The organism is Sorangium sp. So ce590 (genome assembly GCF_051521365.1).
In the GTDB taxonomy this organism is placed as follows: Bacteria; Myxococcota_A; Polyangia; order Polyangiales; family Polyangiaceae; genus Sorangium.
In genome coordinates, this window is record NZ_CP150346.1 from 3,490,077 (window position 1) to 3,506,810 (window position 16,734).

A 16,734-nucleotide genomic window follows, 5' to 3' on the forward strand; every position below is an offset into this window, starting at 1 on the left:
ACATGGACGGAGCGGCCCCGCCGCGACCTCCGGGGCCGCTCCGGCGCGACCGCGGGGCGCCGGGAGCAGCACCTCCACGTCGAAGAGCCGCGACGTCGAACGCCGCCACGGAAGGTGTCGTATCGGTTGTAATCTGAACGCATGACGAAACTCGGCGCGGTTCATGCTACTGGATCAGCGAGCCCGCTGCAGGGCTACGCCGCGGACGCCATCCTCCACGAGGGGCCGATGAGCACCGTGCGCCGCGCGCGCCGCGCGTCGGACGGGCAGCCCGTCGTGCTGAAGGGACCGAGCGCCGGGCGGGCGTCGCCGCGCGCGATCGCGAGGCTCCGCCACGAGCAGGTGATAACGCGCGAGATCGCGCACCCGGGCGTCCTCCGCATCCTCGACGTCGAGGAGTGCGATGGGGGGCCCGTGCTCGTCCTGGAGGACTTCGGCGGCGCGTCGCTCGACATCGTCCTGCGGAGCAACAGGCTCGGTCTGGCCACGATCCTGCGGATCGGCATCCACGTTGCGGACGCCCTCGCGTCGCTGCACCACGCGGGCGTCATTCACAAGGACGTCAAGCCGCACAACCTCCTCGTCCGCCTCGATCCGCTGGTGGTCAAGCTCTCCGATTTCGGGATCGCAACGCGCCTGTCGCAGGAGGCGCCGCGGGCCGAGAGCCCGGACGCCGCGGAGGGGACCCTGGCGTACATGTCACCCGAGCAGACGGGCTGGATGAACCGCAGCCTCGACTGCCGGACGGATCTCTACTCCCTGGGCGTCACCCTCCACGAGATGCTCACGGGCGCTCCCCCGTTCACAGCGCCGAGCGCCATGGAGCTCGTCCACTGTCACCTGGCCAGGACGCCGACGCCGCCGCACGCCGCGTCGGCCGAGATCCCGCGCGTCGTCTCCGATCTCGTCATGAAGCTCCTCTCCAAGGCCGCCGAGGATCGGTATCCGTGCGCCGAGGCGCTGCGCGCCGATCTCGAGGAGTGCCTCCGGAGGTACGAGGCCGACGGCCGCGTCGATCCTTTCCCGCTCGGCGAGCGCGACGCGGGCGGCCGGCTCTGGCTGCCGGAGAAGCTCTACGGGCGCGAGGCCGCGACGCAGGCGGTCGTGGCCGCGTGCGAGCGCGTGGCGGCCGGCGCCGTCGAGCTGTTCCTCATCTCCGGCCACGCCGGCGTCGGCAAGTCCGCCCTCGTCCGCGAGGTCTACAAGGTGCTCGCGCGGCGGGCCGGGTACTTCGTCTCGGGGAAGTTCGGCCAGCTCAAGCAGCGTACCCCCTACGCGGCCATCGCGCAGGCGTTCGGCGAGCTGTGCGAGCGCATGCTGTCGGAGGGCGAGGAGTCCGTGGCGCGCTGGAAGGCCCGGCTGAGCGCCGCGCTCGGCTCGATCGGGCAGGTCGTCGTCGACGTCATCCCCGAGCTCGCGCGCATCCTCGGCCCCCAGCCCCCCGCGCAGCCGCTCGGGCCGAACGAGTCGAAGAACCGCTTCAGCCTGGCGTTCCAGACCTTCGTCCGCGCCGTGACGGAGGAGCACCTCCTCGTGCTCTTCATCGACGACCTCCAGTGGGCCGACCCGGCCTCGCTGAGGCTCCTCGAGCTCCTGATGACCGATCCGGACGCCCGCGGGATGCTCGTGATCGGCGCCTACCGCGACCAGGAGGTCGACGACGCCCACCCGCTGGCGAGGCTCGTCCGCGACCTGCGGGCGGCGAACGCGCCCGTCTCCGATGTGTGGCTCGGGCCGCTCGAGCTCGAGGACATCCGCCGGCTCCTCGCCGACGCCCTGCGCTGCCGCCTCGAGGACACGGACGCCTTCGCGGCGCTGATCCTGGAGAGGACCGCGGGCAACCCGTTCTTCATCCACCAGCTCCTGCAGGCCCTCGCCGGCGAGGGGATCGTGCGCTTCGATCCGGCCGCGGGGGCGTGGGCGTGGAGCCTCGACCGCGCCCGGAGCGCGGAGGGCGCGGAGGGCGTCGTCGAGCTGATGGCCGCGAAGATCCGGCGGCTCGCGCCCGGCGCGCAGCGCGCCCTCCGGCTCGCCGCCTGCGTTGGCCACCGCTTCGACCTCAGGACGCTCGCGCTCGTCGCCGAGCAGCCCCCGGGCGAGGTGGCCGCGGCCCTCTGGGAGGCCCTGCGGGAGGGCCTCGTCGTACCCCTCGATCCCGAGTACCGCTTCGTCCACGCCGGCGACGCGGTGGTCGCGGGCAGGCTGCTCGAGGACCCCTCGTTCCGCGTCTCGTACCGGTTCCTGCACGATCGCGTCCAGCAGGCGGCGTACGCGCTCATCGACGAGCCGGAGCGGAGGCGGCTGCACCACCGCATCGGCCGGCTGCTCGCGGCGAGCCTCGGCGAGGACCCGAGCGACGAGGAGCTGTTCGTCGTCGTCGGCCACCTGAACGTCGCCGCGGCCCTGATCGAGGATCCGGCGGAGCGCGGCGAGCTCGTGCGGCTCAACCTGGCCGCGGGGCGGCGCGCGCAGGCGGCGACCGCGTACGACGCCGCGTTCGGCTACCTGAGCGCCGCGGCGTCCGCGCTCGGCCCGGATCCATGGGCCGGCGAGCCTGGCCTCGCCCTCGACGTCTTCGACATCCATGCCGCGAAGGCCGAGTGCGCGCACCTGAGCGGCCGCTGCGACGAGGCGGAGGCGCTCTTCGACGCCCTCCTCGAGCGCGCCGCCTCGGACGTGGAGCGCGCGCGCGTTTACTGCATGCGGATGGTCCTCTACAACGCGCAGCACCGCTGGGCGGACACGCTCGCGGTGGTGCTCCAGGGCCTGCGCCGCTTCGGCATGGAGGTGCCCACCGAGGGCGAGGCGCTCGCCGCCGCGCTCCGCGCGGAGCTCGCCGAGGCCGAGCGCGGCTTCGCCGCCCGGCGGGGCGAGGACGTCGGCGCGGGCTCCGAGCTCGCCGATCCGCGCGTCAGGGTCGTGGTGGAGATGCTCGGCTACGGCTCGCCATCGGCGTATTTCCTCAACCCGCCGCTGGCCCAGCTCCTCGCCGTCAGGATGACGAACCTGTCGCTCCGGCACGGGAGCTCGCCGATGGCCAGCGTGGCGTACGCGCTCCACGGCTTCTACCTGGCCGCGTTCAGGGGCCAGCCGCACGAGGGCTACAGGATCGTGCGGATGGGCGTCGCCCTGAACGACAGGTACCGGATCGATGCCATCAGGGCGAAGGTCGACTTCAACTACGGGGTCGTCATGAACCTCTCGAGGCCGCAGCGCGAGGCGCTCGAGGTCCTCCAGCGGGCGCGGGTCGCCGGGATGGAGACCGGCGACTTCATGTTCGCGTCGGCGGCCTCCAACATCGTCGCCCAGATGAAGCTCAGCCTGGAAGGCGAGCTCCGGCGCGTGCGCGAGGACGTCGGTGGGTTCCTGCGCTTCACCTCCCGCACGAAGGACGCGCTGTCGACGGCGGTCCAGACCGTCGCGCTGCAGGTGATCCAGAACCTCGAGGGGCGCACGCTGGACCGCGGCACGCTGAGCGACGCCGGCTTCGACGAGGACGCCTTCGTGCCGAAGCTCGATGGGGTGGCCTTCGCGATCGTCGCTGGCTTCTACTACACGAACAAGCTCGCGCTCGCGTACCTCTACGGCGATCACGAGGGCGCGCTGCGGATGGCGCGCCGCGCGCACGAGCGGGCCCGCGCCCTGACGGGCCAGTACATCGGCGTCGTCGATCTGCCGCTCTATACCTGCCTCACCCTCCTGGCGCTCGGGCCTCGGGCGAGCGGGGAGGAGGGCGGCGCGCTGGCCGAGATGCTCGCGTCGAGCCACGACAAGCTCGCCGTCCTCGCGCGGGACTGCCCCGAGCTCCGGCACCTGGAGCTGCTCGTCCGGGCGGAGCGCGCGCGCGTCGCCGGGGAGGCGCTGGAGCCGATCCTCGAGCTCTACCAGCAGGCGAGCGGCGCGGCGGAGCAGGCGGGGTACGTGCGCTACCGCGCGCTCGTCAGCGAGCTCTGCGGCAGGTTCCTCGCCTCGAGGCGCATGCCGTGGCTCGCGCGGTCGTGCCTCGTCGAGGCCTACCAGGCCTACGCGCGCTGGGGCGCCACGGCCAAGCTGCGGCAGATGGAGGAGGCCTACGTCGAGCTGCTCCCCCGCGCGGCGGCGGGCCAGCCCGCGTCCGCGGACCTCCTGTCGAACCTGACCTCGGTCGTCTCGTCGACGACCGAGATGGTCGCGCGGCGCGTGGCGCTGCTCGACGCGGCGGCGCTCATCCGCGCCGCGCAGGCCGTGGCGCGCGAGATCGACCTCGGCCGCGTCATGACGCGGCTGCTCCGGCTCGCCATCGAGAGCGTCGGCGCCCAGCGGGGCGCGCTGATCCTGGACCACGAGGGCGGGCCGCGCGTGGAGGCCGTCGTCGAGGACGAGGGCGAGGTGCGCGTCGGCCCGTCGACGCCCGTGCGCGAGAGCGGCGCCGCGGCCGCGCGGGTGATCGAGCTCGCGATGAGCAGCGGGGGCGCCGTCGTCGTGGCGGACGCCGCGCAGGACGCGCGCTTCGACGGCGATCCCTACGTCGCGGCGCGCAAGCCGCGATCCGTGCTCGCGCTGCCCATGGTGAGCCAGGGGGACGTCTCGGGCATCCTCTATCTGGAGAACAACGCCGCGCCCGACGTGTTCTCGCGCGCCCGCCTCGACGTGCTCGAGCTCGTCGCCGCGCAGGCCGCCATCGCCGTGAAGAACGCGCTGCTCTACGCGCGCGTCCAGGCGGCGAGCGACGAGCTCCGCCGCGCCAACGGCGCGCTCGAGGCGGCTGTCGCCGCCCGCACAGCGGAGCTCTCCTCGGCGAAGGCGCAGCTCGAGGAGGAGCTCGCCGAGCGGTCGCGCGCCGAGCAGGAGCGCGCCGGCCTGCAGGAGGACCTCATCCGCATGCAGCGCGAGCGGCTCGCGGAGCTGTCGACGCCGCTCATCCCGATCACCGACAGGATCATGGTCATGCCGCTCATCGGGACCGTCGACGCGCAGCGCGCGGACGAGGCGCTCGCCGCGGCGCTCCGCGGCGTGTCGGAGACGGGGGCCCAGGTCGTCATCCTGGACATCACGGGCGTGCGGGGCGTGGACAGCGGCGTCGCGGCGACGCTCCTGCGCACCGCGACAGCGCTGCGCCTGCTCGGCGCCGAGGCGGTGATCACAGGGATCGCCCCCCGCGTCTCGCAGACGCTCGTCGGCCTCGGCATCGATCTCGGCGAGACCGTCGTCCAGGGGACGCTCCAGCGCGGGATCGCCTACGCGATCCGGAGGACCGGCGAGGCGCCGCGGTTCGCCAGCGTGGCGTCTGGCGGCCGTGGCTGAGGGCGGCCCGGCTGGCGCGCCTGCGCGACGCGCCGCGGCTCGCCAGCGCGGCGTCCGGCGCCGTCGCCGAGGGCGCCTCAGTTGGCGAGCTTGTTCTCCTCGCGCGGGCCGAAGATCGCCTCCCAGTTGGAGCGGTAGGCGTCGGTCGCGACCTGGGCGGGGCCGGACCGGGACGCGTCGGCCCCGCGGGGCGCCGGGAGCAGCACCTCCACGTCGAAGAGCCGGGTGTGCTCGGACCGCTGCGTCAGCTTGACGAGCTCTCCGGCCAGCGGGCGCCCGTGCTCGGTGGGCCGCAGCTCACCGATCTCGAGCCGGTCCTCCCGGCTCCGGATGACCCGGAAGCCCTCTCCCTGCTCGACGGGGCTGTGGATGAAGACGACGTCCTGGTTCGCGGGCGGCGCGGGCTTGTCCTGGTTCTGCGGCGGCTCGTCCTTGCCCATCACCGAAAGCTTCCCACGTTTGCCCCCTGGGGCGCCAGGCGAAGCGAGCGGCCGATCTCCACGCCGCGCCCGCGTCTCGCCGCCTCGCGCGGCCTCCAAAATTTGGCCAGCACGGGGCTTAGGCCGTACTGCCGGCCAGAGGGCCCTCTGCACCGCGGAGGTCCCGCGATCGCGGACGCGGCTTCGCGGCGAAGCGGAGGAGTGGGCGTATGAACGTTCGAGGCGCAGAGGGAGATGGCGTTCGCAAGGCGCCGGAATCCTTGGAGAGAGATCGCGAGAGCGGCGGCGGCGAGCGGCGCGCCGGCGCGGGGCAGCGGGTCCGTATCGAGGCGCTCGTCGCGGTCGGCGAGACGTCGGGCGGCGGCTTCGAGGCCGAATCGATCGACATGTCCCCCGAGGGGATGCGCCTGCGCACGGCGTACCTGCCGCGGGTCGGCGACGCGCTGATCTGCCGCTTCGACGGGCTCGGCAAGGAGCTCGTCGTCGAGGGTGAGGTGTGCTGGCGCGCCGAGGAGGCGCGCGGCGGCGAGTTCGGCCTGCGCTTCACCGGCCTCGACGCCGAGGCGGAGGAGGCGGTGCGCTCGATGTGCTCGTCGATGGATGCCGGCGCCGGCGCCGCCGCGCCGGCGCTCGCGGTCCCCTCCGGCGCGGCGCAGCGGGGCGCGCGCGTGCGGCTCCACATCGACGGGCTGAGCTCGCCCATGAAGGCGCGCGTGCGCGCGGGGGGGCTCGACGATCTCGAGGTCGGCTCCAACCTGGAGTTCCTCAAGGTGGGTCGCTCCCTCGAGCTGGAGGAGGTGGAGCAGGGCACGCGCCGCGAGGCGTACATCGACCACGTGAAGGTCGAGGTCGACCCGGCGACGAGCGTGCCGCAGCTCGTTGTCACGCTGCGCTACGAGGCGCCCCGCGCGGCCAGGGCGTCGCGCCCGCGGGCGGCGTCGTCCGAGTCCCTGCCCCCGGCGAGGCCGGCGGCGGCGCTCGACGCGGGAGCGCCCGCGCGGGCGCCGTCGGTCCCGCCGCCGGGCGAGAGCCCGCGGGCGTCGTCGGCGCCGCCGGCTGAGCGCGCGGCGGGGCGGGCGTCGTCGGCGCCGCCGGCTGAGCGCGCGGCGGGACCGACGGCGCCGCCGGCTGAGAGCGCGCCGGCGCGGGCGTCGTCGGCGCCGCCGCGCGATCCGGGCGAGCGCGCGCCGGGGCGGCCGTCCGCGGCGCCTGCGCGCGATCCGCAGGGCGAGCGCGCCTCGGTCGGCGCGAGCGCCGCGCGCGGCGGTGCGGCGGTCGAGGGGGACGACGATCACGACGGCGACCTGTCGCCGGCGCCCTCGGCGGGGGAGGCGCGCGCGGCGGACGCGGCGCCGGTCTCGGCGCAGGACGCGGCGCCCCTCTCCGCGCGGGAGGGGTCGGAGGACGCGGGCGCAGCGCCGGCGGCCGACGCGCAGCCGAGCCGGCTGCGCGACGTCGGCGAGAAGGCCGCGATGGCCGGCAAGGCCGCGGCGGGCAAGATCGCCCCGGCGCTCGCCGGCGTCGGGGCGCGCGCGGCCACCGCGATGGCCGGCATGGTGGCGCGGATCAAGGAGCGGCGCGCCGCGCGCGCGGCGGGCGAGGGGGACGGGTCCAAGGAGGGCGGCCATCGCCGCACGACGGCGCCGCCGCCGGCCGGCGCGCTGAAGTCCGGCGGCCGCCGGCTGGTGCGCGAGGAGGCCGACGAGACGGCGGGCGAGGGGGCCGAGCCGCCGCGCTTCAACAAGAAGGCGGCCGCGGCCGGGAGCTTCCTCGGGCTGGCGGCGGTGCTCGTCGTCTTCGGGGCCGCGCGCCTCCTCGGCCTGCAGGGCGGCGACGCGCCCTCGGCCGGGACCGCGGCGACCGCTGCGGGCGCTCCGGCGCTGCCGGCGTCGCCCGGCGCGCCTGCGCTGCCGGGGGCCGCGGCTGCGCCGGGCGGCGTGCTGACGGCGAACATCCCCCTGTTCGGCGCGACGCCGCTGTCGACGACGGAGCCTGTGCCGCCGACGCCGCCGGCCGACCCGAGCGCCCTGGCCGGCGACCCGCTCGCGCGGGCGGCCGCGGTCCCGGGCGGCCCCGGCGAGGACGACGAGGCGGAGGCGGACGACGACGAGAAGGAGGGCCCGAAGGAGTGGGGTCAGGGGACCGTGAGGAGCCCCGTCGTGCTGAAGCTGAAGATGGACGGCCCCATCGAGGAGCTGAACGGCGCTGCCGGCGCGATGGGCTTCACGGTGTCGCTGCCCGACCGTCGCGCGCTGTCCTCCGGCAGCGGCCTCGCCCGGAAGGACAAGCGCATCGCGTCGGTGCGCGTGGTCAACACGCCGCACGGCGCGGAGATCACGCTGCAGTTCAAGGACGGCGTGCCCGCCTACAAGGCCAAGGCGCGCGGCGATCGCCTGGAGATCGCGCTCGGCCGCGACGAGCCGAAGAAGGTGGCGTCGAAGTCGAAGAAGGACGACGACAAGAAGAAGAAGAAGGGCGGGAAGGGGAGCGACAAGAAGGACAAGGCGCGCTGACGCGCTCGCGCGCCCCCCGCGGCTCGAGGCGCTGAGCGACCCTCGGCGCCTCCCTGCCCGGGCGGTCCCGCTCCACGAACATGTAAGGCGAAGGCGAGAAGAACAGACACATGTTCTTCTCGCCTTCATGCCTTCTCGCCTTCGCCTTCGCCTTCGCCTTCGCCTTCACGCCTTCACGATCAATCCGACCATCACCTGCAGTTGACCAGGGAGGCGGACATGGAGGCATGGGCCCCGTCGACGCCCCCCGGTTGCCCGGCCTCCCCGCGAGCTTTGCCTGACAGGGCATGAAATCCGCCGCTGCGATGCACAGCCGAGCCGCGCTGTCGTCGAGTTCAGCAGGTTGTGATGTCCGGTGGCGACACGTGAGCGTCTCCGGAGGTTCTGTCATGGAGTAAAGACCGTTTCATTTGTTCTTTGAATTGCGTCTGTCTCGGATATATACATTGGTTCGAGGGGGTGCCTCTGGGCCGTGGGGGCAAGAGGCGCTGGTCCTCGCAGGATGTGCGTCGGTTGCGCGGCGGCTGACGGCTCTGCCACGGCCGGTGAAGCCGCTGCCTCGTCTCGGTCCCACTTTGCCCTTCGCGCGCGGAGCGAGCGCCTACCCCCGCGGGCGCCCCTCTGCGGACAGGAGCATTCGATGTCCAAACCACGTCATCTGAGACCGCGTCACGCCGGGTTCGTGCTTGTGTTCGGCGCCGGCGTGCTGACGGCCGGCTCGTCCGGCGTCGCCGGCTCCCCTGTGCAGGCGCAGTCGGGAGGCGATCATCGTGAAGGTTTCATGAAGGTCCCTCTCTACCGGGGCGCCGGCGTCCCGCCGGAGGCCACGGTCATCGCGCTGCCCCACAACTGCGAGCGCGAGATGCAGGCCACCCTGCGATGGAGCGAAGAGGACAACTCGGTCCGGATCAAGATCACCGGCAAGGGGGTGCTCGTGCCCTCTCCGAGCGTCGATCGCACCCCGGGGGTGAGCTTCTTTCCAAACCCCTTCTGGCCCGAGAGCGAGGACATCGTGAACGGGCGATATCAGTTCTGGGTCGTCAGCCAGGCAGGGCTCCTCAAGTTCTATTACGACGCCGCCACGCGGGATCTGCTCGGCAGCGAGCTCGATTTCGCGGCGCCCCCGCCCGGCTCGATCGCCATCGAGCTGCCGACGGTGAGGGCCATCGGCTCGCCGCTCTTCCAGCCCGACGCGGACGGCGACGTCGATCTGGAGTTCACCCTCGCGTACGACAAGACGGTGCGCGCGGATCTGCCCGAGTACGCTCAGGTCGTCGAGGGGTTCCCGCCGCCGAACCTGTGCCTGTCGGACCCGAACCGGATCGATCTGTCGACGATCCGGGGCTACGCCAAGACGCTCCCCGCCTCGGAGGCGGTCAGCTTCTCGGACTACCTCCGGAGCGGCTTCTTCCTGAGCGTCACGATCGAGCCGACGGAGTACTACACGTTCCCGCCGCGCGGGCACCTGTTCTCCACCTACAGCAACGGCACCCAGTTCGGCGGCGTCATCCCGCGGGGCTACGCGTGGGATATCGACGCGACCTTCGGCAACGTGGCGCCGCCGATCCGGCCGTTCGCAGGCGCCGGGACGTGCGAGGACTTCTTCACCGGGGTGCACACAAAGGGCCTGAACTTCTGCAGCCCGGAGGGGAGCTAGCCATGACGACGAGACTCCTGCGACTGCTCTTCGCCGTCGGCCTCGCGGCGTCCCTCTCGGCGTGCACCGGATCACGCGACGACCTGGAGCTGCTCGGCGCGGCAGGGTCCGAGATCAAGGTCACGAACAGCGGCACCCACAACCTGCATCTGGAGGAGTCCCTGCGGTTCAATCCGACCCAGCCGGGGGCGGATCCGGTGCGGGGCCGCGCCCTCTTCGGCCTGGCCGCGGACAGCGACGCGGAGGACAAGAGCCAGGCGATCTTCGAGGGGCCCTCGGTGGCCTTCGGGGGCACGGTCGTGAGCAACCAGCGCACGTGCTTCACGTGCCATCGCGGGCTCGAGGTGGAGCTCGGGCTCCCGCCCCCCCCGCTGTCCGCGTCGGTGTCTCTCGACGACGCGCTGTTCACGGGCCTCCACGGCGACGCGCAGGGCGACCCGGACGGCCTGCGCAACCTCGACGAGCTGGCCCTCATCAAGTATCGCCCGAACCGCTTCAACCTCCAGCGCGCCGAGGACGACCCGTTCCGGCAGGTGTTCTTCTGGCGCAAGTCCATCCGGCTTGTCAACCTGGCCTTCTCGAACGGGTTCCTCCATGACGCGCGCGCGCGCACGATGTTCGAGACCGACCGGGGCGCCGTCTTCAGCCACACGCAGGAGTCGGACAAGCGCTTCGACGACCTCTTCACGGTCCAGGACGGCAACGACCTCGAGGCGTTCCAGTTCTCGCAGCTCTCGGATCCGCGCCTCGCCGCGCTCCGCGACCCGTCGCACCCGATGTTCCGCGTGCTGGCGCGCGATCCCTTCCACACGGTCCGGATCCGGACGCGGGCCGAGGAGCGCGGGAAGAAGGTGTTCGAGCGCTCGTGCATGACGTGCCACAACGTGCCCAACGTGTTCAACAACCTCTCGAACGTCGAGGCGCTCGGCAACGGCGAGACGGACGTCAAGAACCCGGTGTTCGGGCCGAGCGTGACACGGACGTTCAACGTGGGCGTGTCCGAGCGGAACAGGCACGGTCTCAGGTTCTCTCACCACGCCGGTGGGGGCGTCTTCGAGCCCATCGTCCTCCCGCTCGTCCGCGAGGACGGCGTCATCGTCCCCTTCAAGGTCACGAAGGACGTCGGGCTGGCGGCCACGACCGGGCGGCTCGAGGACGTCGGCCGCTTCAAGGTCCCGCAGCTCCGGCGCCTCGCGCGGAACGCCCCGTACTTCCACGACAATTCGGCGATGTCGCTCGAGGAGGTCGTCGACTACTTCAACAGCGATTTCTACAACAAATCGAAGGACGGCAGGCGGTTCCCGATCCGCCTCTCGCGCGCTCAGCGCTCGGATCTGATCGCGTTCCTGAAGGTCCTCTGACGCCGCGCCCGGACGGCGGCCACGCGCCGTCGTCCGGGCAGCCCGCCTCGTCCACGCGCCGAGGGGCAGCCCGCGCCGACGGACCCCCCTTGCCTTGGTCGCGCGCGGGGGTCACCGCCGGTCTTGTGCGCCTGCGGGCCGCGCCGCTGCCGCGCTCGGCCCCGGCGAGCGGGGGGCGGTCGCGGCGCGCGTGGTCGAGGCGACCGCGTGGCGGAGCGCGTCCTTCAGGGTGCCGAAGGTGACGAGCCCCTGCGTCTCGGCGCCGAGCTCCGTCATGGTGGCCGCGATCTGCGGCGAGATCCCCGACACAACCCCGCGCGTCCCGAGCAGCTGGACGGCTCGCATCATGTCCAGGAGGTGCTTGGTGGTCGCGATATCGACGCTCTCGATGCCGGTCAGATCCATGATCGCGACCCTGGCCTGCGTGCGCACGACCTCGTTGAGGAGCGTCTCCGTGATGCGCGACGCGCGGACGTCGTCGATCGCGCCGATCAGCGGGAGGGCCAGGACGTGCTCCCAGACCTGGACCACGGGGGCCGACATGAGCCGGATGGCCTCGTTCTGGGTGCGCAGGCTGTCCTCGCTGCGCATGCGCTCGAGGATCTCGTTCTCGAGGAGCCGATTCTGCTGCTCGACCTCCTCGGCGGCTGCCTTGAGCTGGATCATCGACTCCTGCACCCGCGCCTCGAGCCGTCGCTGCTCGGTCACGTCCGAGACCGCGCCGACGACCTTGACCAGCTTGCCCTCCGCGTCACGGAGGATCACGCCGCGGTCGATGAGCACGGCGTACTCGCCGGTCGCCCGGCGCAGGCGGTACTCTGCGCTCCAGGTGCTGGCGCCGGAGCCCATCGCCGACCCGAGCGCGTCGCTGACGTTGTTCACGTCGTCAGGGTGGATGTGCTCGCGCCACCAGCCTGCGTCCGCGTAGAGGTCCTTGGGCGCGCCCGAGACCTTCTCGAAGGTATCGCTGCGCCAGACCGCGCCGGTCGCGACGTCGAAATCGTAGATCGCATCCTGGACGGCGAGGACGACCATGCGGAAGCGCTCCTCGCTCTCGCGGAGCGCGTCGTTCGCGCGCGTCCTCTCGGCGGAGCATTCCGGCGTGTGCTTCTCGCGGGTCTCCCTGACGACCGCCATGAGCCCGGAGGCGGCGCCGGACGCGTCGCGCTCCACCACCACCGGCGTGATCTCCAGATCGATGCGGGCGCCGTCCTTGCGGAGACCTTGCGCCGCGAGCGGAGCCTCCTCGTCGCCCGGGCGCTTCCACCACGCGTCGACATCGTCATGGCGCAGGCAGGGCAGCTCGCGGCCGAGCACCTCCGCTTCGGTCCACCCGAACAGCCGCGACGCCTGCCGGTTCCAGAAGCGCACGACGCGCTCACGGTCACACACGATCATCGCAACCGGCGCCACCTCGGCCATGACCGCCAGCTTCGCGTCGTTCCAGCGAGATCGGTCCGAGGGTTTGACAGAAGGATCGATCACCTGTTCCGTTGTCATATCCGCTTCTTTCGCAGGTGCAGCTGCCCGGCTCCTCGGAAGACGGCGCGCGATCGGCGGTCGCCTGGCCCCCCCAGGACATCGCATCTTGCCCGTGCGCGTCACGAAAAGGCAAGGGGTTCGTAAGGACTTTTGCCTGCGCCCGCCCGGCAGCCGACCAGCCGTCGACAGCCGACAGCCGACAGCCGACAGGGGCGCCCGGAAGCTGTCCGTTCACGCACACGCGGTCCGCGACGGCTCTGCACCGACGGCACGTCGGCGCGTGGCGTCGCACATCTCGTTCAAGAATTCCACGAGGCTGCTGCCGCCCGTGCCCTGAGCCTGCTTCTCGTCCGATTCCCGGAGGATATAGCGGACCGTGATCTCGGCGTGCACCTCCCGGACGCGGACGAGGGCGTTCACGCACGCGTCGTGCGCGTCGCACAGCGCGGGGTGGCTCGGCGCGTGCTGTCGAACGAAGCGCCGGAGCGAGGGGCCGCGCTCGACGACCTCGAGAAAGCGGCGGTGGCCCGGTAACATCGAGACGCGCATCTTGAGGAGGAACGAGCGCACCCCGTCGGAGGGCGAGACCCCGAGGATCGCGTCAAAGAGCTGTAGCAGGGGGCTCTGGGCGCCGCTCGAGCCGCCGAAGCGCCGGGGCGTGTCGTCGACCCCCGCGTAGATGACCCCCGGCTCGGGCCAGCCGCTCAGGAAGCGACGGAGCCGCCGGTAAAAGATGTAAGGATCACACTGCTCCGGCATGCGGGCAAGGAGCTCGCGGATATCGTTCAGGGCCGCTGTCATGACGTCGAGGGCGCGCGCCACCTCCTCCACGCGCCCGTCCGCGCAGGCGCGCCGGGCCTGCACGATCGCCTGGATCGCGGGCGCGCACGCGGCGTCCATGGCCACAGCGATCCGGAAGAACCAGTGCTCATCCATGCCCCCGTGGAACAGCTGCAGGATGGCGAGGTTCGACAGCGTGATGCCCGCGTCGTCCTCGAGGCGCCGGAAGTTCCAGAGCGTCATCGTGGCGTGGACAAGGGTCGGCGGCAGGCCATGGCGCTCCGAGAGCTCCCACAGCGGCACGGCGACGCTGCGCGGCAGGACGGTGGCTGGCTCGCTCCCACCCCAGACGTGCGCCGACGCCAGCATCGAGACGAGCAAGAGGCCGCGCCGGGCCTGGCCGACGTCCTCGAGCCGGTCGAGCGGCAAGAGGGGCATTCGCTCCAGCGCCTTTCCGAGCTTCTCCGCCGAGAGGAGCGCGGGGAGGCTCGCGGCGATGCGCTCCCACGCATCGTATGCAGGCGGGAGCCGGACGACCGGATCCGTGGCGGGGAGATAGCCCCGCACCGCATCCATGTCGAACGACGCGAGGTCGTCGAGCTCGCCCGCGTCGAAAGGCGCCGCCGAGGGGGCCCCCTCCGCGGCGCTGGCCGGGTCCGTCGCGCCCCTCATTGGCCGTGTATCTGCCGGAGGAGCTGGTAGTTCGAGGGCAGCGTGGAGAGGAGGTGTCGCTGCTTCTGCGCCACCCTGCCGAAGACCGCCTCGGCTTCCCCGATCGACGCTGTCTTGTAGGTCAACGCCGGCATCGGGCGCTCCGGGAGGAGGCCCAGGCCGGCGAAGATGGCGTAGTAATTGCCGTTGGTCCAGAAGCTCCGGAACTCGGCCTCGAAGTTCCCGTAATAGCTCGTCTCGTCCGTCACCGGCGCGTTCACCGGCATGCCCGCCTGGTAAAGCGCCATCTTCTCCTTGATGCCGTCGGTCAGGGCCAGCGACTTGTTGGCCTTCCAGAACGGCGTGTCCGCGCGGGGAGCGAGGTAGAAGTGGGCCTGGATGAAATCCCGGGTGTCGTCGAACATCGTCTCGATCTGGTACCAGTAATGCGACAGGGGGATGTGATCGTGCTCGGGCAGCAAGCCGAACTGGTGATAGAAGTGGTCCGACCTGCCGTCGAGGGGCCTGGACGTCGCGGCGCCTTCGCCGGGGGTGCGCCAGTTGATGAACTTGACCGCCATCTTGAAGGCGGCGTTGCATTCGCGCATCCACTCGTCCTCGGCGACGCCGAGGTAGTCGAAGAAGGTCTTTTGCAGGTTGGGGATGGTGGCCTCGCCGACGCCGATCCTGGGGATGGACGGGGCCGTCAACACGGTGATCCGCACGCTGCCCTGGAGGGCTTTGCCGAGGTATGCGGCCGCCATCCATCCGGCGGTCCCTCCACCGAGGATGACGACGTCTTTGATGCGATTATCCATGGTCAAGAACCCTCCCCTTCTCCAGCGCGTGCCCCAGGCGGCAGACGTCCTCGAAGCTACAATACAGCGGCGCGACAGCGATCCGCACCACGTCCGGCGCCCGTGTGCCCACGAGGACCCCGTGGCTCCACAGTCGTCGCGAGATCTCGGCGGGGCTCTCCCCGCGCACGCGCAGCGAGATCTGCCCGCCTCGAGAGCCCCGCGGCGTGATCACCTCCACCCGCTCCCGCGGCAGCCCGTCCACGTGGGCGAGGAGCTCCGCGACCAGCGCTTCGCGCTTCTCGACAAGCCGATCCATCCCGGCCTCCTCGAACGCCTGCAGCGCCCCTGACAGCGTGGCGATGCTGGCGATCGGCGGCCCGCTCTGCCGGAAGCCCCACGCGCCGACCTCGGGCTCGAAGGGGTCCGGCATGGCCAGGCGCGTCTCCCTCCGCTGCCCCCACCAGCCCGAGAGACGCGGCAGCCGCGTGTCCCGCCCGTGACGCTCATGCACGAAGAGGCCGGCGACGCCGCCGGGATCGGCGTTCAGGTACTTGTAATGGCACCACACGGCGAAATCGACGTCCGAGTCGTGCAAGCTCAGCGCCACGTTGCCGATCGCGTGCGCCAGGTCCGCCCCGACGAGGCAACCGGCTGCGTGGGCGGCCCGCGTGATCGGCTCGAGATCATAGGCCTGTCCGCTGAAGTGATTCACGCCGCCCAGCAGGACGAGCGCGATCTCGTGGCCGCGCGCCGCGATGTGCGCGACGACGTCCTCGGTGGTCGCGTACGATTGCCCTGCCGGGACGGGGATCTCGCGCACGCTCGTCGCCGGATCGACGCCCGCGAGCCTCGCGTGCGAGGCGACGACGTAGCGGTCGGACGGGAATGCATCGGGCTCGAGCAGGATGGCGTGACGTCCGGGCGTCGGACGGTAGAAGCTGCGCATCAGGAGGTGCAGGTTCGCGGTGACGCTGCCCATCACGGCCACCTCCTCGGGCGCGGCGCCCACGATGGGCGCGAGCCTGCGGGCGAGCAGCTCGTCGGCGTCCAGCCATCTCGGCGTCGCGTCGAAATACGCCCGGAAGCCGAGGTCGCGCCACTGGTCGAGCGCCCCCGCGAGCGCCGACTCCGCGTCCCTGGAGAGCAGCCCCAGCCCATTGCCGCAGAAATAAGCCGCCCCCACGCCGTCCGGCCCCGGCGGTCGATGAAAGCGCCCCCGCAGCGCGGCGAGCGGATCCTCCGCGTCGCGGCGGCGCGCGGCTTCGAGGCGCTCGCGCCACGCGGGGCTCGCCAGCGCCTCACGCGCGAGCGAGTGCGTGGGCGCCGCGCTCGCCGGCCCCGGGGAGCTCGTCGTGAAGACGGCTGGGCCCTCCACGAGCCGTTTCAGCAGGGCGAGCTCCTCCTCCATCTCGCGCTTCATCGCCGCGAAGCGCTCGTCCGAGATCCCCGGCCGCTGGAAGAAGGTGTAGAGAAAGACGGCCCCGCCCGCCGCCGGCATCACCCGCGTCGGCGAATAGCGCCACGCGCCGTCGGCTCCAAGATGGCCGAAATCCACGACGCCCAGGGCGCGGTCGGCGCGCATGGCGAAGCGCACCTCGCCGCGCGCGGTCGCGGCCCAGAGGGCGTCCCCGTCGGCGCGCACGCTCGAGCAGAAATGGACCGCCCAGCGGGGGATCTGCGCCGGGTCGGAGACCACCCCGAAGACACGCTCCGCCGAAGCTGCGATGAAGACCGAATGTGTGCTGCTGTGCATGGGGAAGATTCACT

The 16,734-nt window shown here is 72.1% G+C and carries 9 protein-coding genes; 4 read left to right on the forward strand and 5 right to left on the reverse strand.

Annotated features, from left to right (window positions below; translation table 11 throughout):
* Positions 1-141 precede the first annotated feature (141 nt).
* Positions 142-5,283: an AAA family ATPase gene (locus tag WMF28_RS13320; RefSeq protein WP_437602569.1), complete on the forward strand. Its 5,142-nt coding sequence runs from the start codon at positions 142-144 to the stop codon at positions 5,281-5,283.
* A 77-nt stretch (positions 5,284-5,360) separates the two neighbouring features.
* On the opposite strand, the gene WMF28_RS13325 is transcribed toward WMF28_RS13320, so the two are convergent.
* A complete protein-coding gene (locus WMF28_RS13325) occupies positions 5,361-5,723 on the reverse strand; it encodes a hypothetical protein (RefSeq protein WP_437602570.1) in 363 nt (120 codons plus the stop codon).
* 260 nt (positions 5,724-5,983) lie between these two features.
* Here WMF28_RS13325 and WMF28_RS13330 point away from each other — a divergent pair, with 260 nt between their 5' ends.
* The 3 genes from WMF28_RS13330 to WMF28_RS13340 all read left to right on the forward strand — a co-directional run bounded on the left by WMF28_RS13330 (position 5,984) and on the right by WMF28_RS13340 (position 11,254).
* On the forward strand, positions 5,984-8,236 hold the full coding sequence (locus tag WMF28_RS13330) for a PilZ domain-containing protein (protein WP_437602571.1): 2,253 nt from the start codon (positions 5,984-5,986) through the stop codon (positions 8,234-8,236).
* A gap of 781 nt (positions 8,237-9,017) precedes the next feature.
* Positions 9,018-9,893, forward strand: coding sequence for a hypothetical protein (locus tag WMF28_RS13335; RefSeq protein ID WP_437602572.1), 876 nt, complete (start codon positions 9,018-9,020; stop codon positions 9,891-9,893).
* A 2-nt stretch (positions 9,894-9,895) separates the two neighbouring features.
* Positions 9,896-11,254, forward strand: coding sequence for a hypothetical protein (locus WMF28_RS13340; protein ID WP_437602573.1), 1,359 nt, complete (start codon positions 9,896-9,898; stop codon positions 11,252-11,254).
* A 111-nt stretch (positions 11,255-11,365) separates the two neighbouring features.
* Here the strand turns inward: WMF28_RS13340 and WMF28_RS13345 are convergent, their stop codons facing one another.
* The 4 genes from WMF28_RS13345 to kynU form a co-directional block, all read right to left on the reverse strand.
* Complete coding sequence (locus WMF28_RS13345) at positions 11,366-12,754, reverse strand: PAS domain S-box protein (RefSeq protein ID WP_437602574.1); 1,389 nt, start codon at positions 12,752-12,754, stop codon at positions 11,366-11,368.
* Between the two features lie 213 nt (positions 12,755-12,967).
* A complete protein-coding gene (locus WMF28_RS13350; RefSeq protein ID WP_437602575.1) occupies positions 12,968-14,188 on the reverse strand; it encodes a hypothetical protein in 1,221 nt (406 codons plus the stop codon).
* Positions 14,185-14,985 carry a tryptophan 7-halogenase gene (locus tag WMF28_RS13355; protein ID WP_437602576.1) on the reverse strand — a complete coding sequence of 267 codons (801 nt, stop codon included), beginning with the start codon at positions 14,983-14,985 and terminating at the stop codon, positions 14,185-14,187. Before WMF28_RS13355 ends, WMF28_RS13350 begins: the two co-directional genes overlap by 4 nt.
* Complete coding sequence (gene kynU, locus WMF28_RS13360; RefSeq protein WP_437602577.1) at positions 14,978-16,720, reverse strand: kynureninase; 1,743 nt, start codon at positions 16,718-16,720, stop codon at positions 14,978-14,980. The genes WMF28_RS13355 and kynU overlap by 8 nt, the downstream gene beginning before the upstream one ends.
* Positions 16,721-16,734: the final 14 nt, after the last annotated feature.